We start from the raw sequence: 21,144 nt of genomic DNA, 5'->3' as shown, positions 1-21,144 counted from the left end.
AGACAATCTGTGTGGGCACTCACAAGACAGTATCGACAGCATCGCAAGATGCCGAAAACTTTAAAGTCTTAAAGAGTGACTAAAACAGTTAATTCATTACGAACTAACAGTAACAATTCTTTGAGCATCAGACTTTTAATTGAAGAGTTTGATCATGGCTCAGATTGAACGCTGGCGGCAGGCCTAACACATGCAAGTCGAGCGGCAGCGGGGGGAAGCTTGCTTCCCTGCCGGCGAGCGGCGGACGGGTGAGTAATGTCTGGGGATCTGCCCGATGGAGGGGGATAACCACTGGAAACGGTGGCTAATACCGCATAACCTCTTTGGAGCAAAGTGGGGGACCTTCGGGCCTCACGCCATCGGATGAACCCAGATGGGATTAGCTAGTAGGTGGGGTAAAGGCTCACCTAGGCGACGATCCCTAGCTGGTCTGAGAGGATGACCAGCCACACTGGGACTGAGACACGGCCCAGACTCCTACGGGAGGCAGCAGTGGGGAATATTGCACAATGGGCGCAAGCCTGATGCAGCCATGCCGCGTGTATGAAGAAGGCCTTCGGGTTGTAAAGTACTTTCAGCGGGGAGGAAGGCAACAGCGTAAATAGCGTTGTTGATTGACGTTACCCGCAGAAGAAGCACCGGCTAACTCCGTGCCAGCAGCCGCGGTAATACGGAGGGTGCAAGCGTTAATCGGAATTACTGGGCGTAAAGCGCACGCAGGCGGTCAGTTAAGTTAGATGTGAAATCCCCGGGCTCAACCTGGGAACGGCATCTAAAACTGGTTGACTAGAGTCTCGTAGAGGGGGGTAGAATTCCACGTGTAGCGGTGAAATGCGTAGAGATGTGGAGGAATACCGGTGGCGAAGGCGGCCCCCTGGACGAAGACTGACGCTCAGGTGCGAAAGCGTGGGGAGCAAACAGGATTAGATACCCTGGTAGTCCACGCTGTAAACGATGTCGATTTGGAGGTTGTGCCCTTGAGGCGTGGCTTCCGGAGCTAACGCGTTAAATCGACCGCCTGGGGAGTACGGCCGCAAGGTTAAAACTCAAATGAATTGACGGGGGCCCGCACAAGCGGTGGAGCATGTGGTTTAATTCGATGCAACGCGAAGAACCTTACCTACTCTTGACATCCTCAGAATCTGCCAGAGATGGCGGAGTGCCTTCGGGACCTGAGAGACAGGTGCTGCATGGCTGTCGTCAGCTCGTGTTGTGAAATGTTGGGTTAAGTCCCGCAACGAGCGCAACCCTTATCCTTTGTTGCCAGCACGTGATGGTGGGAACTCAAGGGAGACTGCCGGTGATAAACCGGAGGAAGGTGGGGATGACGTCAAGTCATCATGGCCCTTACGAGTAGGGCTACACACGTGCTACAATGGCAGATACAAAGAGAAGCGACCTCGCGAGAGCAAGCGGAACTCATAAAGTCTGTCGTAGTCCGGATTGGAGTCTGCAACTCGACTCCATGAAGTCGGAATCGCTAGTAATCGTAGATCAGAATGCTACGGTGAATACGTTCCCGGGCCTTGTACACACCGCCCGTCACACCATGGGAGTGGGTTGCAAAAGAAGTAGGTAGCTTAACCTTCGGGGGGGCGCTTACCACTTTGTGATTCATGACTGGGGTGAAGTCGTAACAAGGTAACCGTAGGGGAACCTGCGGTTGGATCACCTCCTTACCTGAATGATAGTGATTGTGCAGTGTCCACACAGATTGTCTGATGAAAGAAAATGAGCAGGAATGCCCGCGAAGAAGACTTGAGTCCCCTTCGTCTAGAGGCCTAGGACACCGCCCTTTCACGGCGGTAACAGGGGTTCGAATCCCCTAGGGGACGCCATCCTGTTCAGGCACTGTGTGAAAGGCAGGGTCACCGAATTATTGGTAAACGGACTGCAAAGTCGGTTTACCAATAACGCTCTTTAATAATCTGGAACAAGCTGAAAATTTGAAACAATCAGTGCCGTCATGGACGGGACTGGTGAGTCTCTCAAAACGCACACCCGAAGACACCTTCGGGTTGTGAGGTTAAGCGACTAAGCGTACACGGTGGATGCCTAGGCAGTCAGAGGCGATGAAGGGCGTGCTAATCTGCGATAAGCGCCGGTAAGGTGATATGAACCGCAATAACCGGCGATACCCGAATGGGGAAACCCAGTGCAATCCGTTGCACTATCCTGGCCTGAATTCATAGGGTCCGGAGGCGAACCGGGGGAACTGAAACATCTCAGTACCCCGAGGAAAAGAAATCAACCGAGATTCCCCCAGTAGCGGCGAGCGAACGGGGAACAGCCCAGAACCAACATCAGCATCAGCGTCAGGAGAACGGTCTGGAAAGGCCGGCAGTAAAGGGTGATAGCCCCGTATCTGAAGACACTGGTGGTGTGAGTTCGACGAGTAGGGCGGGACACGTGGTATCCTGTCTGAACATGGGGGGACCATCCTCCAAGGCTAAATACTCCTGACTGACCGATAGTGAACCAGTACCGTGAGGGAAAGGCGAAAAGAACCCCGGCGAGGGGAGTGAAATAGAACCTGAAACCGTGTACGTACAAGCAGTGGGAGCCTTGATTTATCAGGGTGACTGCGTACCTTTTGTATAATGGGTCAGCGACTTATATTCTGTAGCAAGGTTAACCGTTTAGGGGAGCCGCAGGGAAACCGAGTCTTAACTGGGCGTTAAGTTGCAGGGTATAGACCCGAAACCCGGTGATCTAGCCATGGGCAGGTTGAAGGTTGGGTAACACTAACTGGAGGACCGAACCGACTAATGTTGAAAAATTAGCGGATGACTTGTGGCTGGGGGTGAAAGGCCAATCAAACCGGGAGATAGCTGGTTCTCCCCGAAAGCTATTTAGGTAGCGCCTCGTGAATTCATCTTCGGGGGTAGAGCACTGTTTCGGCTAGGGGGTCATCCCGACTTACCAACCCGATGCAAACTGCGAATACCGAAGAATGTTATCACGGGAGACACACGGCGGGTGCTAACGTCCGTCGTGAAGAGGGAAACAACCCAGACCGCCAGCTAAGGTCCCCAAGTCATGGTTAAGTGGGAAACGAAGTGGGAAGGCTCAGACAGCCAGGATGTTGGCTTAGAAGCAGCCATCATTTAAAGAAAGCGTAATAGCTCACTGGTCGAGTCGGCCTGCGCGGAAGATGTAACGGGGCTAAACCATGCACCGAAGCTGCGGCAGCAACACTTAGGTGTTGTTGGGTAGGGGAGCGTTCTGTAAGCCTGCGAAGGTGTGCTGTGAGGCATGCTGGAGGTATCAGAAGTGCGAATGCTGACATAAGTAACGATAAAGCGGGTGAAAAACCCGCTCGCCGGAAGACCAAGGGTTCCTGTCCAACGTTAATCGGGGCAGGGTGAGTCGACCCCTAAGGCGAGGCCGAAAGGCGTAGTCGATGGGAAACGGGTTAATATTCCCGTACTCGGTGTTACTGCGAAGGGGGGACGGAGAAGGCTAGACCAGCCGGGCGACGGTTGTCCCGGTTCAAGCGTGTAGGTGGGAAGAATTGGTAAATCCGTTCTTCCGTGAACACTGAGGCGTGATAACGAGGCACTACGGTGCTGAAGTGGTTGATGCCCTGCTTCCAGGAAAAGCCTCTAAGCATCAGGTAACAGTGAATCGTACCCCAAACCGACACAGGTGGTCAGGTAGAGAATACTCAGGCGCTTGAGAGAACTCGGGTGAAGGAACTAGGCAAAATGGTGCCGTAACTTCGGGAGAAGGCACGCTGGCGCCAGGTGACGGGACTTGCTCCCCGAGCCGAGGCCAGTCGCAGATACCAGCTGGCTGCAACTGTTTAATAAAAACACAGCACTGTGCAAACACGAAAGTGGACGTATACGGTGTGACGCCTGCCCGGTGCTGGAAGGTTAATTGATGGGGTTAGCGGCAACGCGAAGCTCTTGATCGAAGCCCCAGTAAACGGCGGCCGTAACTATAACGGTCCTAAGGTAGCGAAATTCCTTGTCGGGTAAGTTCCGACCTGCACGAATGGCGTAATGATGGCCAGGCTGTCTCCACCCGAGACTCAGTGAAATTGAACTCGCTGTGAAGATGCAGTGTACCCGCGGCAAGACGGAAAGACCCCGTGAACCTTTACTATAGCTTGACACTGAACCTTGAACCTTGATGTGTAGGATAGGTGGGAGGCTGTGAAGTGTGGACGCCAGTCTGCACGGAGCCATCCTTGAAATACCACCCTTGAATGTTTGATGTTCTAACGCAGGCCCGTTATCCGGGTCGCGGACAGTGTCTGGTGGGTAGTTTGACTGGGGCGGTCTCCTCCCAAAGCGTAACGGAGGAGCACGAAGGTTAGCTAATCACGGTCGGACATCGTGAGGTTAGTGCAATGGCATAAGCTAGCTTGACTGCGAGAGTGACAGCTCGAGCAGGTACGAAAGTAGGTCATAGTGATCCGGTGGTTCTGAATGGAAGGGCCATCGCTCAACGGATAAAAGGTACTCCGGGGATAACAGGCTGATACCGCCCAAGAGTTCATATCGACGGCGGTGTTTGGCACCTCGATGTCGGCTCATCACATCCTGGGGCTGAAGTAGGTCCCAAGGGTACGGCTGTTCGCCGTTTAAAGTGGTACGCGAGCTGGGTTTAGAACGTCGTGAGACAGTTCGGTCCCTATCTGCCGTGGGCGTTGGAAGATTGAAAGGGGCTGCTCCTAGTACGAGAGGACCGGAGTGGACGCACCACTGGTGTTCGGGTTGTCATGCCAATGGCACTGCCCGGTAGCTAAGTGCGGAAGAGATAACCGCTGAAAGCATCTAAGCGGGAAACTTGCCTTGAGATGAGTCTTCCCTTGTCCCTTGAGGATACTGAAGGAACGTTCAAGACGAGGACGTGGATAGGCTGGGTGTGTAAGCGTAGCGATACGTTGAGCTAACCAGTACTAATGAACCGTGAGGCTTAACCTGACAACACCGAAGGTGTTTTGGTGAGAGAGAGACGCAGTTTCAAATGAAAAACAGCAGCTTGTTCGGGATTGAACACAGAATTTGTCTGGCGGCCATAGCGCGGTGGTCCCACCTGATCCCATGCCGAACTCAGCAGTGAAACGCCGTAGCGCCGATGGTAGTGTGGGGTCTCCCCATGTGAGAGTAGGGCACTGCCAGACATCTATTTATAATTGTTGTCCATATGACAACAATTTTTATTTCAGCATTCGGAATCACATTTATAGTGACCGAAAATAGCTCATGCTGATATGGCTCAGTTGGTAGAGCACACCCTTGGTAAGGGTGAGGTCCCCAGTTCGAATCTGGGTATCAGCACCATAAATAAATAATATGTTCGGCAAGTAAAACAGAATTTGCTTGGCAGCAATAGCGCGGCGGTCCCACCTGACCCCATGCCGAACTCAGTAGTGAAACGCCGTAGCGCCGATGGTAGTGTGGGGTCTCCCCATGTGAGAGTAGGGAACTGCCAAGCTTTAATACCCAGTCAAAAGGCCACTCATTTGAGTGGCCTTTTGCGTTTCTTAGTTTTTTATTATCATATCCAGTAATTACTGATTTATCTTTCAAATGTAGAGTCTGATAGACTACAGATAAATTACTTATCGAGCTTGAAGTAAATGTCTGCCTGTCAATCTATCCAATTAAAAGAGTTCAACACGTTTGGTATTTCAGCCTGTGCTGATCATATTTCTACTGTAACTTCAGTTGCATCACTGTTGTCCGCATGGCAAGAAGCGGAGGAAAAAGAGCATCCCATTTTATTACTTGGTGGGGGGAGTAATGTTCTTTTTACCGAAAATTTTAAAGGTACTGTGATATTGAACCGTATTCTTGGTGTTGATATACAAGAATCGGATACAGCATGGCATATCCATGTTGGCGCTGGTGAAAACTGGCATCAGCTGATCGTTCGCCTTCTCCATCAACAGATCTATGGCTTAGAAAATTTAGCGTTGATTCCAGGAAGTGTAGGGTCAGCACCAATTCAAAATATTGGTGCATATGGAATTGAATTTAAACATGTCTGTGAATATGTCGATCTAATAGAGTTGAAAACTGGCAAACTGATTCATCTTATGGCAAATGAATGCCAATTTGCTTATAGAGATAGTATCTTTAAACATCAATATAAAGATGGTTATGCTATAACAGCAGTTGGTTTGCAGTTGAGTAAGGTTTGGAAGCCAATATTAACTTATGGTGGCTTAACACAGTTCTCAAGTGAAAGCGTAACACCAGAACGCATATTCAATGCTGTTTGTGAAATGCGTCAGAGTAAGTTACCCGATCCTGTTATTATCGGGAATGCTGGCAGTTTTTTTAAAAATCCAATTGTACTTATTGAATTGGCGCAAAAGATCAAATTTGATTATCCAGAGTGTCCCCAATATCACCATAATGAACATAATGTAAAGATAGCGGCAGGTTGGCTGATAGATCAATGTCACTTGAAAGGTTATTGTATTGGTGACGCTGCGATACATATGAAACAGGCACTGGTGTTAATCAATAAAGGTAATGCAACGGGTCAGGATATTACTGCTTTGGCGACTTATGTACGCAAAAAAGTAGCAGAAAAATTTAATATTTTCTTAGAGCCTGAAGTACGTTTCATTGGTAGTGAGGGTGAGATAGATGCAGTGGAATGTATTTCATGAAAGATATTAGTATTCCATTAAAATTAATTAAAGTGTTATCAGATGGCGAAGTTCATTCCGGGCAGCAACTTGGTCAAGAATTAGGAATGAGTCGTGCGGGAATAAATAAGCATATTCAGACCATTCGTGAATGGGGCGTAGAAATTTTAACTATCCCGGGTAAGGGTTATCGTTTCCCAGCATCAATGGATCTGCTGGATAAAGAGCTTATTGCAGGTTACCTGCCAAATGATCGTCTCGAAGTTATACCTGTTATCGATTCTACTAATCAGTATTTGCTGGAGAAATTGTCAGAACTCGATTCAGGTGACGCTTGTGTCGCCGAATATCAGTATGCCGGAAGGGGACGCCGTGGCAGGCAGTGGATTTCTGCTTTTGGTAGAAATTTATATTTATCCATGTATTGGCGCTTGGAGCAAGGGCCTGCCGCAGCAATAGGATTAAGTCTGGTCGTTGGGATCGTCATTGCGGAAGTGCTTAACCGCCAGGGTGCTGAAAGAGTAAAAGTGAAATGGCCGAATGATCTCTATTTGGATGATAAAAAGCTGGCAGGAATATTAGTTGAATTGATAGGAAAAACGGGTGATGCGGCTCAGATTGTTATCGGAATAGGTATGAATATTTCAATGAGTAGTGAACAGCAAAAATTGATTAACCAGCAGTGGACTAATCTACAGCAAGCGGGAATAGTGGTTGAACGCAATAAATTAATTTCTGAAATTATTCTTGAGCTTAAAAAAGCGTTAATTCAATTTGAAAACGAAGGATTATCTCCATTTCTTTTCCGGTGGTCAAAATTAGATAATTTTATGAATCGTTCAGTAAAGCTGGTTATTGGAAATCAGGAAATTTATGGAACGGCCCGTGGAATTGATCAGCAAGGAGCGTTGCTGCTTGATATAAATGGTGTTATTACGCCATATATTGGTGGTGAAATTTCCCTCAGAGGTTGTTGAATGCAAAGCCGGAAATAGTTCCGGCTACTGCTTTATTTTCTCAACCTGACACTTTCAATAGCGTGATTCGCTCCTTTAGTCATAATTAGGCTAGCGCGCTCTCTAGTTGGTAAAATATTTTGTTGTAAGTTTAAGCCATTAATTTCGAGCCAAATATTTGATGCAACTTTTATCGCTGCTTCGGTAGTTAACTTAGAATAATTGTGGAAATAAGAGTCTGGATCAGAAAAAGCCCCTTGCCGGAACTTAAGAAAACGGTTGATATACCACTGTTCGAGCAATTCTTCTGACGCATCGACATAAATAGAAAAATCGACAAAATCAGACACAAACACATGATGTGGTTCATGTGGATAATCCATACCACTTTGCAGCACGTTTAGTCCTTCAAGGATCAAAATATCTGGACGCTCGATGATCAGTTGTTCATTGGGGACAATATCGTAGCTAAGGTGAGAGTATACTGGCGCTGTAACTTTTTCGGTGCCTGATTTTATATCAGCAACGAATTTCACTAGGTTGCGCATATCGTAGGATTCAGGGAAACCCTTTTTTTTCATTAAGCCACGTTCATTCAACACATTATTAGAGTGCAAAAAACCGTCTGTCGTTACTAGTTTAACGCGGCGATGTTCGGGCCAGCGGCTTAACAATGCTTGTAATAAACGCGCGGTTGTGCTCTTTCCAACAGCAACACTACCTGCTATGCCAATGATGTAAGGTATTTTTTGCCCACCAGTCCCTAAAAATTGTTCAAGGACGGCTTGCCGCCGCAAATTGGAACTAATGTAAAAATTGAGTAGACGTGACAATGGAAGATAGATCTGAACCACTTCTTCTATTGAAATCTCTTCATTAATCCCCTTTAAAGCAGCAATCTCTTCTGCTGTGAGTGTCAAAGGCACTGAGTCACGTAATGTTGCCCAATGCTCACGATCAAATTGTAAATATGGAGTCGTCAAAAAAGATTCTTTCTTATTCATAAGCCAACATCTGCCTGTCTATGCAGGTTGGACAGGTTGTTGTGAACACCCGTATCCGACAAAAAATAAATCTCATCATATCGGTTGCGCTACTACAGGCGTAGATTTTTTTATGATTTTAGTGATTTTTTTGATAGGAAATACAAAATTGTAAAAAAATTGAACAATTTTCTTGTTTGTTTTTCTAGCCTATTTCTTACTTTTTTTAAAAAAGAGCCAGTAGTATGAATGATTTTTTAAAAAGATTTGGTGAATCTGTTTCTTGCTGCTTGAGTAGTAATGATTTTTGTTGATTATTTATACCAACATTATTGAAAAAACCAGCAAAAATACCAGTGGTGATCGTTTTGTGAACGAAAGAATAAAAAAAACAATTTTTTTGTTGCATCGTGACCCAACACTACCTAAAATGCGCAGCACTTGATGCCGGCATAGCTCAGTTGGTAGAGCAACTGACTTGTAATCAGTAGGTCCCGAGTTCGACTCTTGGTGCCGGCACCATTAAAAATTTGGAAAGGTGGGGTTCCCGAGCGGCCAAAGGGAGCAGACTGTAAATCTGCCGTCACAGACTTCGAAGGTTCGAATCCTTCCCCCACCACCATTAACCAGTTTTTTTTCTTGAGTGTTCTGCTCTAGTTACTACTTCCAGAGAAGATACTTGAGATACAATAAACAGCTGATTAAAGTCAGGTAGCCGAGTTCACGCGGGCATCGTATAATGGCTATTACCTCAGCCTTCCAAGCTGATGATGCGGGTTCGATTCCCGCTGCCCGCTCCAAGATGTGCTGATATAGCTCAGTTGGTAGAGCACACCCTTGGTAAGGGTGAGGTCGGCAGTTCGAATCTGCCTATCAGCACCACTTCCCCCGTTCTTGCCTCCTGATTTTTCTTCCTGTAAATATCTAACAAGCGACTGCTTGGTTGATGTGGTGAAACCACCGATTCCGTGTTTTAGAGGAACAATCTAATGTCTAAAGAAAAGTTTGAACGTAAAAAACCGCACGTTAACGTTGGTACTATCGGCCACGTTGACCACGGTAAAACTACCCTGACTGCAGCAATCACTACTGTTCTGGCGAAAACTTACGGCGGTAGCGCTCGTGCATTCGATCAGATCGATAATGCACCAGAAGAAAAAGCGCGTGGTATCACCATTTCTACTTCTCACGTAGAATACGATACCCCAACTCGCCACTATGCGCACGTTGACTGCCCAGGCCACGCCGACTATGTTAAAAACATGATCACGGGTGCTGCTCAGATGGATGGCGCAGTTCTGGTTGTTGCTGCAACTGATGGCCCAATGCCACAGACTCGTGAGCACATCCTGCTGGGTCGTCAGGTAGGCGTTCCATACATCATCGTGTTCCTGAACAAATGTGACATGGTTGATGATGAAGAGCTGCTGGAACTGGTTGAAATGGAAGTCCGTGAGCTGCTGTCTCAGTACGATTTCCCAGGCGATGATACGCCAATCATCCGTGGTTCTGCTCTGAAAGCGCTGGAAGGTGAAGCAGAGTGGGAAGCGAAAATCATCGAACTGGCAGATGCACTGGATTCCTACATCCCAGAGCCAGAGCGTGACATTGACAAGCCATTCCTGCTGCCAATCGAAGACGTATTCTCCATCTCTGGCCGTGGTACTGTAGTTACTGGTCGTGTTGAGCGTGGTATCGTTAAAGTGGGTGACGAAGTTTCAATCGTTGGTATCACAGATACGGTGAAAACAACTTGTACTGGCGTTGAAATGTTCCGCAAATTGCTGGACGAAGGCCGTGCTGGTGAGAACGTAGGTGTTCTGCTGCGTGGTACTAAGCGTGACGAAATCCAACGTGGTCAGGTACTGGCTAAACCAGGTTCAATCCAGCCGCACACTCAATTCGAATCAGAAGTTTATATTCTGAGCAAAGATGAAGGTGGCCGTCATACTCCATTCTTCAAAGGTTACCGTCCTCAGTTCTACTTCCGTACAACTGATGTAACCGGAACTATCGAACTGCCAGAAGGCGTTGAGATGGTAATGCCAGGTGACAACATCAACATGATCGTTACCCTGATTGCTCCAATCGCAATGGACGAAGGTCTGCGTTTCGCAATCCGTGAAGGTGGCCGTACTGTAGGTGCTGGTGTTGTTGCTAAAGTGATTGCTTAGCTTTTGATTATTAAAAAATTATGAAAAAAGAGAAGCTATAGCTTCTCTTTCAAATTTTGAACCACCGGAAACGGTGGTTAATGAGATGGTCCCCACCACCCTGTGAGCGGTATGCTGGCAGGGTGTTTCTTTCAGGAGAAGACCATCATGCAAAACGTTACGCTTATTGGTATTGATCTCGGCAAACATTCTTTCCACGTTCACTGTCAGGACAAATCAGGAAAGGCCCTGCTGCGTAAAAAATTTACCCGCGCCAGACTGATGGAGTTTTTAGCGGGATCGCCATCAGCGACTGTTGTAATGGAAGCCTGCGCCGGTGCTCACTTTATGGCTCGCCGGATCGCTGCTTTTGGTCACGAAGCGAAGCTGATTTCTCCACAATTTGTTCGTCCTTTTGTAAAGAGCAACAAGAACGATTTTGTGGATGCTGAAGCCATATGCGAAGCTGCATCTCGTCCCTCCATGCGATTTGTGCAACCACGAACAGAGGCGCAACAAGCTATGCGCGCCCTGCATCGGGTCAGAGAATCACTGGTCAGAGACAGGGTTAAAACCACTAATCAGATGCACGCTTTTTTACTGGAATTTGGCATCAGTATGCCGATCGGAACCGCCGTGATAAAAAGACTTTCAACCGTCTTGGCAGAGAACGAACTTCCTCCCTATCTGGCACAGTTGCTGATGCGCTTACATGCCCATTATCTTTATCTTGTCGAACAGCTCACCGAGCTTGAGACGGCACTGGAGCAGGAGCTGAGACGTGATGAAACAGGACAGCGTCTTCAGACAATACCGGGCGTGGGTCCGATAACTGCCAGCGTCTTATCATCGCAGCTGGGCGATGGTAAGCAGTATGGCTGTAGCCGGGATTTTGCTGCTTCAACCGGTCTGGTACCACGCCAGTACAGCACGGGTGGCAAAAATACGCTTTTAGGGATAAGTAAACGCGGAGACAAAAATCTGCGACGGTTACTTGTCCAGTGCGCCAGAGTCTTTATCCAGAGAATCGATTATCAGTCAGGAAGGCTGGCTGAATGGGTAAAGGCTCAGCTTGAGCGAAAACACTCAAATGTTGTGGCCTGTGCGCTGGCCAACAAATTAGCCCGGATAGCCTGGGCAATCACAACACGGCAAACTGTGTTCGAAAGGTAACGACGACGCCAGTCTGACTGGCAGGTTAATCGTTAATTAAAGCAGTTCCCAATCTGGTTTTGCGAAGACTGATTATTGATGACATGAACGGCTTATCGACCTGATGGAATCCTGACATAAAAAATGGCTCTCTGAAGCCGTGCGGTTTTTTAGGCTTATCAGGTGCGGAACTCATCGAGGCGCGGGCATCCCTGCCCATAGTGACGCCGGATAGATTTAAGCAAGCCAACATCAATCAAAAATCAGTGTTGCAAAAAAGGTGGGGACCATAGATTTTTTATCTATAAACAAAATAAAAACAATAATTGAAATGAGAGTTATTTCTATTTACTATTTGGCAGTATCTATTATTTTATAAATATGACTATGCTCCATACCCAAGTTGTAATTGATGGCAAGCGAACAAATCTCTAAGAGCATAGATAGCGATATGACTGAGGTGAGTGAGAGTGACCAACAAGGTAGTAACTTGAAAGATGAAAGGTAGAGTCATATCTATTGTGCCTAGCCTAAATAGTTAGAAGAGTGCTTCCATGTATATCTGTCTCTGTAATGCTATAAGCGATAAAACGATACGCAATATTGTTTGCCAGCAACATGTTCGTTCTATCAGAGAGCTGAGGGACTTTGTGCCTGTAGGGAGCAATTGTGGAAAATGTATACGTCAAGCACGTGAAATAATGAATGAGGAGATTGCCCAACTGTCTCCCATAAATAATTTCGCTTAAAATAAACACAATTATCTTGCAATTACTCTGCTGAACTAGTACTACACTATAGGTACTGGAAGTGGAGGAGCTAGCTATGAAAGGTGATAAAAAGATAATTGCACATCTTAATAAACTTCTTGGCAATGAACTTGTTGCCATCAACCAGTATTTTTTACATGCCCGAATGTTTAAAAACTGGGGGTTAATGCGTCTAAATGAAGTTGAATATCGTGAATCTATTGAGGAGATGAAACACGCTGATAAGTATATTGAGCGTATCTTGTTTCTGGAAGGTTTGCCAAATCTACAGGATTTGGGCAAACTCAATATCGGTGAGGATATAGAAGAAATGCTGCAATCCGATCTAGCACTAGAGATACGCGGTGCCAAGGATCTGAGAGAGGCAATTGCATATGCCGATTCAGCTTATGATTATGTAAGCAGAGACTTGATGATTGAGGTTCTTTCTGACGAAGAGAATCACATAGACTGGTTGGAAACCCAACTGGACTTGATCAATCGAGTGGGAATACAAAATTATATCCAATCTCAACTTGTTGAAGAATAACGAAATAATATTAACGCCCTATAAATTTGCATAGGGCGTTTTCCCCTCCTTGCCTATCTTTTGAATAGCTTTCACCCTTATCTTGCATTGTCAGCAAATTCACGTATAATAAGCGAGCTTACCTACGCAGTAGAGTAGGACTGATTTATCATCAGTAATGAGCGGTAATTTACCGCCATGTTAAAATACTCCCGATATGGGGGTTATACATTGAACGATTACACTCCCCCATCAATCGAAATGGGTGTGAGTAGTAATTATTTACGTTTATAAAATAGTTGGAGCTCTGGTCTCATGCAGAACCAAAGAATCCGTATCCGCCTGAAAGCATTTGATCACCGTTTAATCGATCAATCAACTGCGGAAATCGTAGAGACCGCTAAGCGCACTGGTGCGCAAGTTCGCGGTCCGATCCCGCTGCCGACTCGTAAGGAGCGTTTTACCGTTCTGATTTCTCCGCATGTTAACAAAGATGCGCGTGATCAGTACGAGATTCGCACTCACAAACGTCTGGTTGACATCGTTGAGCCAACCGAGAAAACCGTTGATGCTCTGATGCGTCTGGATCTGGCTGCTGGTGTAGACGTGCAGATCAGCCTGGGTTAATCAGGTCATTGAACGATTGAGAGGTTGAAACAATGATTGGTTTAGTCGGTAAAAAAGTGGGCATGACTCGCATCTTCACTGAAGATGGCGTTTCTATCCCTGTAAGTGTTATCGAAATCGAAGAGAACCGCATAACTCAGGTTAAAGACCAAGAGAGTGACGGTTATCGCGCAATTCAGGTAACGACTGGTAGCAAAAAAGCTAACCGCGTTAATAAACCTGAAGCAGGTCATTTCGCTAAAGCTGGCGTTGAAGCTGGCCGTACTCTGCGTGAGTTCCGTCTGTCATTAGACGACGAAGAGTACACAGTGGGTCAAAGCATTAGCGTTGAAATTTTCGCTAACGTTAAAAAAGTCGACGTTACTGGTACATCTAAAGGTAAAGGTTTCGCGGGTACTGTTAAACGCTGGAACTTCCGTACTCAAGATGCTACCCATGGCAACTCCTTGTCTCATCGTGTTCCGGGTTCTATCGGTCAGAACCAGACCCCGGGCAAGGTATTCAAAGGTAAGAAAATGGCAGGCCAAATGGGTAATGAACGTGTAACTGTTCAGAGCCTAGATGTAGTACGTGTTGACGCTGAGCGTAACCTGCTGCTGGTCAAAGGTGCTGTTCCAGGTGCAACTGGCAGTGACCTGATCGTAAAACCGGCTGTTAAGGCGTAACGTCGAGGAGATAGGAATGGAATTGGTAATGAAAGACGCGCAAAGCGCGCTGACTGTTTCCGAAACTACCTTCGGGCGTGACTTCAATGAAGCGCTTGTGCATCAAGTAGTTGTTGCGTACGCAGCTGGTGCTCGTCAAGGTACTCGTGCTCAGAAAACTCGTGCTGAAGTTTCTGGTTCAGGTAAAAAACCATGGCGTCAGAAAGGTACTGGTCGTGCACGTGCAGGTTCTATTAAGAGTCCAATCTGGCGCTCTGGTGGTGTAACTTTTGCAGCGAAGCCACAGGACCACAGTCAAAAAGTTAATAAAAAGATGTACCGCGGTGCTCTAAAAAGCATCTTATCTGAACTGGTACGTCAAGAACGTCTGATCGTTGTCGAGAAGTTCTCTGTTGAAGCACCTAAAACTAAGCTGCTGGTACAGAAACTGAAAGAAATGGCTCTGCAAGACGTGCTGATTGTCACTGGCGAAGTTGATGAGAACCTGTTCTTAGCAGCTCGTAACCTGTATAAGGTTGACGTTCGTGATGCAGCAGGTATCGACCCAGTAAGCCTGATCGCCTTCGACAAAGTGGTTATGACTGCTGATGCTGTAAAGCAGGTTGAGGAGATGCTGGCATGATCCGTGAAGAACGTCTGCTGAAAATACTGTGCGCGCCGCACGTATCTGAAAAAGCTTCTACAGCGATGGAAAAAAGCAACACCATCGTTCTCAAAGTTGCGAAAGACGCGACTAAAGCAGAGATCAAAGCTGCCGTACAGAAACTCTTCGAAGTTGAAGTTGAAGGTGTAAACACTTTGCTAGTTAAAGGTAAAGTTAAACGCCACGGTCAGCGTATTGGTCGTCGTAGCGACTGGAAAAAAGCTTACGTCACCCTGAAAGAAGGCCAGAACTTGGACTTCGGCGGCGGCGCTGAGTAAGTCGGAGGAGTAAAGAACAATGGCAATTGTTAAATGTAAACCTACGTCTCCGGGCCGTCGCCACGTTGTTAAAGTGGTTAACCCTGAGCTGCATAAGGGCAAACCTTATGCTCCGTTGTTGGAAAAAAACAACAAAACTGGTGGTCGTAACAACAATGGTCGTATTACCACTCGTCACATTGGTGGTGGCCATAAACAGCATTATCGTCTGGTTGACTTTAAACGCAACAAAGATGGTATCCCTGCTGTTGTTGAACGTCTGGAATATGATCCAAACCGTTCAGCGAACATCGCACTAGTTCTGTATAGAGACGGTGAGCGTCGTTACATCCTTGCACCTAAGGGTCTGAAAGCAGGTGATCAAATCCAGTCTGGTGCTGATTCAGCAATCAAGGCCGGTAATGCTCTGCCAATGCGCAATATCCCGGTTGGTTCTACTGTTCACAACATAGAAATGAAACCAGGTAAAGGTGGTCAGCTGGCTCGTTCAGCAGGTACTTACGCTCAGATCGTTGCACGTGACGGTTCCTATGTAACCTTGCGTCTGCGTTCTGGTGAAATGCGTAAAGTGCTGTCTGACTGTCGCGCTACTTTAGGTGAAGTTGGTAACGCAGAGCACATGTTACGCGTTCTGGGTAAAGCTGGTGCAAGCCGCTGGCGTGGTATCCGTCCTACCGTTCGTGGTACGGCGATGAACCCAGTAGACCATCCACATGGTGGTGGTGAAGGTCGTAACTTTGGTAAACACCCTGTAACTCCATGGGGCATCCAGACCAAAGGTAAGAAGACCCGTAGTAACAAACGTACTGATCAATACATCGTACGCCGCCGTTCTAAATAATAATTAGAGGATAAACCATGCCACGTTCTCTCAAGAAAGGTCCATTTATTGACCTGCACTTGCTGAAGAAGGTAGAGAAAGCGGTGGAAAGCGGAGACAAAAAGCCTATTAAGACTTGGTCCCGTCGTTCAACGATCTTTCCTAACATGATCGGTTTGACCATCGCTGTCCATAATGGTCGTCAGCACGTTCCAGTTTTTGTTTCCGACGAAATGGTTGGTCACAAACTGGGTGAATTCGCGCCGACCCGTACTTATCGCGGCCATGCGGCCGATAAAAAGGCTAAAAAGCGCTAAGGTAGGAGGAAGAGATGGAAACTATCGCTAAACATCGCCACGCTCGTTCTTCTGCTCAGAAGGTTCGCCTCGTGGCTGACCTGATCCGCGGTAAGAAAGTGTCGCAAGCTCTGGAAACTCTGCTCTATACCAACAAGAAAGCTGCTGGTTTAGTGAAGAAAGTACTTGAGTCTGCTATTGCTAACGCAGAACACAACGATGGCGCTGACATCGATGATCTGAAAGTCACGAAAATTTTCGTAGACGAAGGCCCAACCATGAAGCGTATTATGCCTCGTGCCAAAGGCCGTGCAGATCGTATCCTAAAGCGCACCAGCCACATTACTGTGGTTGTGTCCGATCGCTGAGACTCTGGAGACTAGCAATGGGTCAGAAAGTACATCCTAATGGTATTCGTCTGGGGATTGTCAAACCTTGGAACTCTACCTGGTATGCGAATACCAAAGAATTCGCTGACAACCTGGACAGCGATTTTAAAGTGCGCCAGTACTTGAACAAAGAACTGGTTAAGGCATCTATTTCACGTATCGTTATCGAACGTCCTGCAAAAAGCATCCGTGTGACAATTCACACTGCCCGCCCAGGTATCGTTATCGGTAAGAAAGGTGAAGACGTTGAAAAACTGCGTAAGACTGTAGCGGAGATCGCTGGTGTTCCTGCGCAGATTAATATTGCCGAAGTGCGCAAGCCTGAATTGGACGCAAAATTAGTTGCGGACAGCATTAGTTCACAATTGGAACGTCGTGTAATGTTCCGTCGTGCGATGAAACGTGCTGTACAAAATGCTATGCGTCTGGGCGCTAAAGGCATCAAAGTGGAAGTCAGTGGTCGTTTAGGCGGTGCTGAGATTGCGCGTACTGAATGGTACCGTGAAGGTCGTGTACCTCTGCACACTCTGCGTGCAGACATCGATTATAACACTTCAGAAGCGCACACCACTTATGGTGTAATCGGCGTTAAGGTATGGATCTTCAAAGGTGAGATCCTGGGTGGTATGGCTGCAGTTGAACAGGCGGAAAAACCGGCTGCTCAACCTAAAAAGCAGCAGCGTAAAGGCCGCAAGTAAGGAGAGTCGCTGATGTTACAACCAAAGCGTACGAAATTCCGTAAGGTGCATAAAGGCCGCAACCGTGGTCTGGCTGCAGGTGCGGATGTTAGCTTCGGCACTTTCGGTCTGAAAGCTGTGGGTCGTGGTCGTCTGACTGCTCGTCAGATTGAAGCGGCACGTCGTGCTATGACCCGTGCAATTAAGCGTCAAGGTAAAATCTGGATCCGTGTATTCCCAGACAAACCTATCACCGAAAAGCCACTCGAAGTGCGTATGGGTAAAGGTAAAGGTAACGTAGAGTATTGGGTTGCCTTGATCCAGCCCGGTAAAGTCCTGTATGAAATGGACGGTGTGCCTGAAGAGCTGGCTCGTGAAGCATTCAAGCTGGCAGCAGCGAAACTGCCTATCAAAACCACCTTTGTAACTAAGACGGTGATGTAATGAAAGCACAAGAGCTGCGCGATAAAAGCGTTGAAGAGCTGAACACTGAGCTGCTGAACCTGTTACGTGAGCAATTTAATCTCCGTATGCAGGCGGCAAGTGGCCAGCTGCAACAGTCTCACCTGTTGAAACAAGTGCGTCGTAATATTGCACGCGTTAAGACTTTACTGACTGAGAAGGCGGGTGCGTAATGACCGATAAAATCCGTACTCTGCAAGGTCGTGTTATTAGCGATAAAATGGAAAAGTCCATTGTTGTTGCTATTGAACGTGTGGTGAAACACCCTCTGTATGGTAAATTCATCAAACGTACGACTAAACTGCACGTACATGACGAGAGCAATGAATGTGGAATTGGCGATGTGGTGGAAATCCGCGAAACCCGTCCACTGTCTAAGACTAAATCTTGGACTTTAGTTCGCGTCGTTGAGAAAGCGGTTTTATAATAAGCTGCTATCTCACACAAAATAAACGGCTCAAAAAGTAACGGGCCGTTTATTTTTCTGTCCATAGCGTGGATGTGGTGTTATAATGCCGCGCCCTCGTAATATGGGATATTGAATACGGCCTCTTTGTATCTGAAGTGGGCTCAGTAGTAGTTGACATTTAGCGGAGCACTAAAATGATCCAAGAACAGACTATGCTGAACGTGGCCGACAACTCCGGTGCACGTCGCGTAATGTGTATCAAGGTTCTAGGTGGCTCGCACCGTCGCTACGCAAACGTCGGTGATGTTATCAAGATTACCATCAAGGAAGCAATTCCTCGTGGTAAAGTCAAAAAAGGTGATGTCCTGAAAGCGGTAGTGGTGCGCACCAAGAAGGGTGTTCGTCGCCCGGACGGTTCTGTCATTCGCTTTGATAGCAATGCTTGTGTATTGTTGAACAACAATAGTGAGCAAGTTATCGGTACGCGTATTTTTGGGCCGGTAACTCGTGAACTTCGTAATGAAAAGTTCATGAAAATTATCTCCCTGGCACCTGAAGTACTGTAAGGAGCGAAACTATGGCAGCGAAAATCCGTCGTGATGACGAAATTATCGTGCTGACTGGCAAAGATAAAGGTAAGCGCGGTAAAGTAAAACAGGTTCTTTCTTCTGGTAAAATTATCGTTGAAGGTATCAATCTGGTTAAGAAACATCAGAAGCCGGTTCCGGCACTGAATCAACCAGGTGGCATCGTTGAAAAAGAAGCAGCTATTAATGTTTCTAACGTTGCAATCTTTAATGCAGCAACCAGCAAGGCTGACCGTGTAGGTTTTAGGTTTGAAGACGGCAAAAAAGTTCGTTTCTTCAAATCTAATAACGAAACTATCAAGTAATTTGGAGTATACGATGGCGAAACTGCATGATTACTACAAAGACGAGGTAGTCCAGAAACTGATGAGTCAGTTCGGTTACCATTCTGTCATGCAAGTCCCTCGGGTCGAGAAGATCACCCTGAACATGGGTGTTGGTGAAGCTATCGCTGACAAAAAACTGCTGGACAATGCAGCAGCTGACTTGACAGCAATCTCTGGTCAGAAACCATTGATCACCAAAGCACGCAAATCAGTTGCAGGCTTCAAAATCCGTCAGGGCTATCCAATCGGCTGTAAAGTAACCCTGCGTGGCGAACGTATGTGGGAGTTCTTTGAGCGCCTGATTTCTATTGCTGTACCACGTATTCGTGACTTCCGTGGTTTATCCGCTAAATCATTTGATGGTCGTGGTAACTACAGCATGGGTGTGCGTGAGCAAATCATCTTCCCTGAAATCGATTATGATAAAGTGGATCGTGTACGTGGTTTAGATATTACTATCACCACTACTGCGAAATCTGATGATGAAGGCCGGGCACTGTTGGCTGCGTTTAACTTCCCGTTCCGCAAGTAAGGCAGGGTATTCATGGCTAAGCAATCAATGAAAGCGCGTGATGTAAAACGTGCGAAATTAGCTGAGAAATTCTTCGCAAAACGCGTTGAACTGAAAGCGATCATCTCTGATGTAAACGCATCTGACGAAGACCGTTGGAATGCTGTTCTCAAGCTGCAAACACTGCCACGTGATTCCAGCCCTTGTCGTCAGCGTAACCGCTGCCGTCAGACTGGGCGTCCGCATGCATTTTTGCGGAAGTTTGGGTTGAGCCGTATTAAAGTCCGTGAAGCCGCTATGCGCGGTGAAATCCCGGGCCTTAAAAAGGCTAGCTGGTAATTGTCACCAATTGAATCACGGGAGTAAAGACAGATGAGCATGCAAGATCCGATCGCGGATATGCTGACCCGTATCCGTAACGGTCAGGCCGCGAATAAAGTTGCGGTCACCATGCCTTCCTCCAAGCTGAAAGTGGCAATTGCCAACGTGCTGAAGGAAGAAGGTTACATTGAAGATTTTAAAATCGAAGGCGACACTAAGCCAGAACTGGAAGTCACTCTGAAATACTTCCAAGGTAAGGCTGTTGTAGAAAGCATTCAGCGTGTAAGCCGCCCAAGTCTGCGCATCTATAAGAAAAAAGATGAGCTGCCAAAAGTTATGGCTGGTTTGGGTATCGCTGTTATTTCTACCTCTAAAGGTGTAATGACTGATCGTGCAGCTCGCCAAGCTGGTCTGGGTGGCGAGATTCTCTGCTACGTAGCTTAATTCGGGAGGAAAGAATGTCTCGTGTTGCAAAAGCACCCGTCGTCATTCCTGCCGGCGTAGAGGTTAAACTCAACGGTCAGGTTATTTCGATTAAGGGTAAAAACGGCGAACTAAGTCGTAAAATCCACAATGCAGTTGAAGTTAAACATGCGGATGGCCAACTGACTTTCGCTCCACGCGAAGGTTTTGCTGATGCTTGGGCACAGGCAGGTACAACTCGTTCTCTGCTGAATGCAATGGTTATCGGTGTTAACGAAGGCTTCACCAAGAAGCTTCAGCTGGTGGGTGTAGGTTACCGTGCGGCAGTTAAAGGCAACGCTGTTAGTTTGTCTTTAGGCTTCTCGCATCCGGTTGAGCATCAACTGCCAGCAGGCATAACTGCGGAATGCCCGTCACAAACTGAAATCGTACTGAAAGGTGCTGATAAGCAGGTGATTGGTCAGGTTGCGGCAGATCTGCGTGCCTATCGTCGTCCTGAGCCATATAAAGGCAAGGGTGTTCGTTACGCCGATGAAGTCGTGCGTACCAAAGAGGCTAAGAAGAAGTAAGGTAAC

Annotated in this window: 26 protein-coding genes, 6 tRNA genes and 4 rRNA genes; 33 read left to right on the top strand and 3 right to left on the bottom strand. The window is 47.0% G+C overall.

Annotated elements, in window-relative coordinates:
• The first annotated feature begins 136 nt into the window (after positions 1 to 136).
• The 8 genes from XBJ1_RS18225 to birA all read left to right on the top strand — a co-directional run bounded on the left by XBJ1_RS18225 (position 137) and on the right by birA (position 7,590).
• A 16S ribosomal RNA gene (locus XBJ1_RS18225) occupies positions 137 to 1,679 on the top strand.
• An 83-nt stretch (positions 1,680 to 1,762) separates the two neighbouring features.
• A tRNA-Glu gene (locus tag XBJ1_RS18220) sits at positions 1,763 to 1,838 on the top strand.
• A gap of 186 nt (positions 1,839 to 2,024) precedes the next feature.
• Positions 2,025 to 4,934, top strand: a 23S ribosomal RNA gene (locus XBJ1_RS18215).
• Between the two features lie 84 nt (positions 4,935 to 5,018).
• Positions 5,019 to 5,134: ribosomal RNA gene (gene rrf / locus XBJ1_RS18210) — 5S ribosomal RNA — on the top strand.
• Between the two features lie 84 nt (positions 5,135 to 5,218).
• Positions 5,219 to 5,294, top strand: a tRNA-Thr gene (locus tag XBJ1_RS18205).
• Positions 5,295 to 5,332: 38 nt separating this feature from the next.
• Positions 5,333 to 5,448 (top strand): 5S ribosomal RNA (rrf, locus tag XBJ1_RS18200).
• The 16S, 23S and 5S rRNA genes sit together here with 2 tRNA genes alongside, the layout of an rRNA operon.
• A 145-nt stretch (positions 5,449 to 5,593) precedes the next feature.
• The gene (gene murB, locus XBJ1_RS18195) at positions 5,594 to 6,634 is read left to right on the top strand and encodes a UDP-N-acetylmuramate dehydrogenase (RefSeq protein ID WP_012990503.1); all 1,041 of its coding nucleotides are present in this window, start codon (positions 5,594 to 5,596) and stop codon (positions 6,632 to 6,634) included.
• Entirely contained in the window at positions 6,631 to 7,590 is a 960-nt protein-coding gene (gene birA / locus XBJ1_RS18190) for a bifunctional biotin--[acetyl-CoA-carboxylase] ligase/biotin operon repressor BirA (RefSeq protein ID WP_012990502.1), read from the top strand. The genes murB and birA overlap by 4 nt, the downstream gene beginning before the upstream one ends.
• A gap of 32 nt (positions 7,591 to 7,622) precedes the next feature.
• Here birA and coaA read toward each other — a convergent pair whose 3' ends face one another.
• Both coaA and XBJ1_RS22700 read right to left on the bottom strand, forming a co-directional pair.
• Positions 7,623 to 8,573: a type I pantothenate kinase gene (gene coaA, locus XBJ1_RS18185; RefSeq protein WP_012990501.1), complete on the bottom strand. Its 951-nt coding sequence runs from the start codon at positions 8,571 to 8,573 to the stop codon at positions 7,623 to 7,625.
• 205 nt (positions 8,574 to 8,778) lie between these two features.
• The gene (locus XBJ1_RS22700) at positions 8,779 to 8,961 is read right to left on the bottom strand and encodes a hypothetical protein (RefSeq protein WP_038199524.1); all 183 of its coding nucleotides are present in this window, start codon (positions 8,959 to 8,961) and stop codon (positions 8,779 to 8,781) included.
• Positions 8,962 to 8,998: 37 nt separating this feature from the next.
• On the opposite strand from XBJ1_RS22700, the gene XBJ1_RS18175 reads away from it, so the two are divergent.
• From XBJ1_RS18175 to XBJ1_RS18150, 6 genes are all read left to right on the top strand, one after another.
• Positions 8,999 to 9,074: transfer RNA gene (locus tag XBJ1_RS18175), tRNA-Thr, on the top strand.
• A gap of 15 nt (positions 9,075 to 9,089) precedes the next feature.
• Positions 9,090 to 9,174: transfer RNA gene (locus XBJ1_RS18170), tRNA-Tyr, on the top strand.
• Positions 9,175 to 9,277: 103 nt separating this feature from the next.
• A tRNA-Gly gene (locus XBJ1_RS18165) sits at positions 9,278 to 9,352 on the top strand.
• A 6-nt stretch (positions 9,353 to 9,358) separates the two neighbouring features.
• A tRNA-Thr gene (locus XBJ1_RS18160) sits at positions 9,359 to 9,434 on the top strand.
• 107 nt (positions 9,435 to 9,541) lie between these two features.
• On the top strand, positions 9,542 to 10,726 hold the full coding sequence (tuf, locus tag XBJ1_RS18155) for an elongation factor Tu (protein WP_012990342.1): 1,185 nt from the start codon (positions 9,542 to 9,544) through the stop codon (positions 10,724 to 10,726).
• Positions 10,727 to 10,873: 147 nt separating this feature from the next.
• Positions 10,874 to 11,878, top strand: coding sequence for an IS110 family transposase (locus XBJ1_RS18150; protein ID WP_012987226.1), 1,005 nt, complete (start codon positions 10,874 to 10,876; stop codon positions 11,876 to 11,878).
• A gap of 25 nt (positions 11,879 to 11,903) precedes the next feature.
• On the opposite strand, the gene XBJ1_RS21940 is transcribed toward XBJ1_RS18150, so the two are convergent.
• Positions 11,904 to 12,110, bottom strand: coding sequence for a hypothetical protein (locus XBJ1_RS21940; protein ID WP_162467458.1), 207 nt, complete (start codon positions 12,108 to 12,110; stop codon positions 11,904 to 11,906).
• A 301-nt stretch (positions 12,111 to 12,411) separates the two neighbouring features.
• Between XBJ1_RS21940 and bfd the strand changes: the two genes are divergently transcribed.
• From bfd to rplF, 19 genes are all read left to right on the top strand, one after another.
• On the top strand, positions 12,412 to 12,606 hold the full coding sequence (gene bfd, locus XBJ1_RS20355; RefSeq protein ID WP_012990499.1) for a bacterioferritin-associated ferredoxin: 195 nt from the start codon (positions 12,412 to 12,414) through the stop codon (positions 12,604 to 12,606).
• 76 nt (positions 12,607 to 12,682) lie between these two features.
• Positions 12,683 to 13,156 carry a bacterioferritin gene (gene bfr / locus XBJ1_RS18145; protein WP_012990498.1) on the top strand — a complete coding sequence of 158 codons (474 nt, stop codon included), beginning with the start codon at positions 12,683 to 12,685 and terminating at the stop codon, positions 13,154 to 13,156.
• Positions 13,157 to 13,450: 294 nt separating this feature from the next.
• A complete protein-coding gene (gene rpsJ / locus XBJ1_RS18140; RefSeq protein ID WP_001181005.1) occupies positions 13,451 to 13,762 on the top strand; it encodes a 30S ribosomal protein S10 in 312 nt (103 codons plus the stop codon).
• 32 nt (positions 13,763 to 13,794) lie between these two features.
• A complete protein-coding gene (gene rplC, locus XBJ1_RS18135; RefSeq protein ID WP_012990497.1) occupies positions 13,795 to 14,427 on the top strand; it encodes a 50S ribosomal protein L3 in 633 nt (210 codons plus the stop codon).
• Between the two features lie 16 nt (positions 14,428 to 14,443).
• Positions 14,444 to 15,049 (top strand): 50S ribosomal protein L4, encoded by a 606-nt coding sequence (gene rplD, locus XBJ1_RS18130; RefSeq protein WP_012990496.1) that lies wholly within the window; start codon positions 14,444 to 14,446, stop codon positions 15,047 to 15,049.
• Positions 15,046 to 15,348, top strand: coding sequence for a 50S ribosomal protein L23 (gene rplW / locus XBJ1_RS18125; RefSeq protein ID WP_012990495.1), 303 nt, complete (start codon positions 15,046 to 15,048; stop codon positions 15,346 to 15,348). The genes rplD and rplW overlap by 4 nt, the downstream gene beginning before the upstream one ends.
• A gap of 19 nt (positions 15,349 to 15,367) precedes the next feature.
• The gene (gene rplB / locus XBJ1_RS18120; protein WP_012990494.1) at positions 15,368 to 16,189 is read left to right on the top strand and encodes a 50S ribosomal protein L2; all 822 of its coding nucleotides are present in this window, start codon (positions 15,368 to 15,370) and stop codon (positions 16,187 to 16,189) included.
• Between the two features lie 17 nt (positions 16,190 to 16,206).
• On the top strand, positions 16,207 to 16,485 hold the full coding sequence (gene rpsS / locus XBJ1_RS18115) for a 30S ribosomal protein S19 (RefSeq protein ID WP_011148791.1): 279 nt from the start codon (positions 16,207 to 16,209) through the stop codon (positions 16,483 to 16,485).
• Between the two features lie 14 nt (positions 16,486 to 16,499).
• Complete coding sequence (gene rplV, locus XBJ1_RS18110) at positions 16,500 to 16,832, top strand: 50S ribosomal protein L22 (RefSeq protein ID WP_012990493.1); 333 nt, start codon at positions 16,500 to 16,502, stop codon at positions 16,830 to 16,832.
• 17 nt (positions 16,833 to 16,849) lie between these two features.
• On the top strand, positions 16,850 to 17,551 hold the full coding sequence (rpsC, locus tag XBJ1_RS18105; RefSeq protein WP_012990492.1) for a 30S ribosomal protein S3: 702 nt from the start codon (positions 16,850 to 16,852) through the stop codon (positions 17,549 to 17,551).
• A gap of 12 nt (positions 17,552 to 17,563) precedes the next feature.
• Positions 17,564 to 17,974 carry a 50S ribosomal protein L16 gene (gene rplP, locus XBJ1_RS18100; RefSeq protein ID WP_012990491.1) on the top strand — a complete coding sequence of 137 codons (411 nt, stop codon included), beginning with the start codon at positions 17,564 to 17,566 and terminating at the stop codon, positions 17,972 to 17,974.
• On the top strand, positions 17,974 to 18,165 hold the full coding sequence (gene rpmC, locus XBJ1_RS18095) for a 50S ribosomal protein L29 (RefSeq protein WP_012990490.1): 192 nt from the start codon (positions 17,974 to 17,976) through the stop codon (positions 18,163 to 18,165). Before rplP ends, rpmC begins: the two co-directional genes overlap by 1 nt.
• The gene (rpsQ, locus tag XBJ1_RS18090) at positions 18,165 to 18,419 is read left to right on the top strand and encodes a 30S ribosomal protein S17 (protein WP_012990489.1); all 255 of its coding nucleotides are present in this window, start codon (positions 18,165 to 18,167) and stop codon (positions 18,417 to 18,419) included. Before rpmC ends, rpsQ begins: the two co-directional genes overlap by 1 nt.
• Positions 18,420 to 18,595: 176 nt before the next feature.
• Positions 18,596 to 18,967 carry a 50S ribosomal protein L14 gene (rplN, locus tag XBJ1_RS18085; RefSeq protein ID WP_012990488.1) on the top strand — a complete coding sequence of 124 codons (372 nt, stop codon included), beginning with the start codon at positions 18,596 to 18,598 and terminating at the stop codon, positions 18,965 to 18,967.
• Positions 18,968 to 18,978: 11 nt separating this feature from the next.
• Positions 18,979 to 19,293 (top strand): 50S ribosomal protein L24, encoded by a 315-nt coding sequence (gene rplX, locus XBJ1_RS18080; RefSeq protein ID WP_012990487.1) that lies wholly within the window; start codon positions 18,979 to 18,981, stop codon positions 19,291 to 19,293.
• Between the two features lie 13 nt (positions 19,294 to 19,306).
• A complete protein-coding gene (rplE, locus tag XBJ1_RS18075) occupies positions 19,307 to 19,846 on the top strand; it encodes a 50S ribosomal protein L5 (RefSeq protein WP_012990486.1) in 540 nt (179 codons plus the stop codon).
• A gap of 12 nt (positions 19,847 to 19,858) precedes the next feature.
• The gene (gene rpsN, locus XBJ1_RS18070) at positions 19,859 to 20,164 is read left to right on the top strand and encodes a 30S ribosomal protein S14 (RefSeq protein ID WP_010847489.1); all 306 of its coding nucleotides are present in this window, start codon (positions 19,859 to 19,861) and stop codon (positions 20,162 to 20,164) included.
• Between the two features lie 33 nt (positions 20,165 to 20,197).
• On the top strand, positions 20,198 to 20,590 hold the full coding sequence (gene rpsH / locus XBJ1_RS18065; protein WP_012990485.1) for a 30S ribosomal protein S8: 393 nt from the start codon (positions 20,198 to 20,200) through the stop codon (positions 20,588 to 20,590).
• A 14-nt stretch (positions 20,591 to 20,604) separates the two neighbouring features.
• Positions 20,605 to 21,138 (top strand): 50S ribosomal protein L6, encoded by a 534-nt coding sequence (gene rplF / locus XBJ1_RS18060; RefSeq protein WP_012990484.1) that lies wholly within the window; start codon positions 20,605 to 20,607, stop codon positions 21,136 to 21,138.
• Positions 21,139 to 21,144: the final 6 nt, after the last annotated feature.

The sequence above is a fragment of the Xenorhabdus bovienii SS-2004 genome (assembly GCF_000027225.1).
GTDB lineage: Bacteria > Pseudomonadota > Gammaproteobacteria > Enterobacterales > Enterobacteriaceae > Xenorhabdus > Xenorhabdus bovienii_C.
This window is presented reverse-complemented; position numbering and strand designations above follow the sequence as displayed.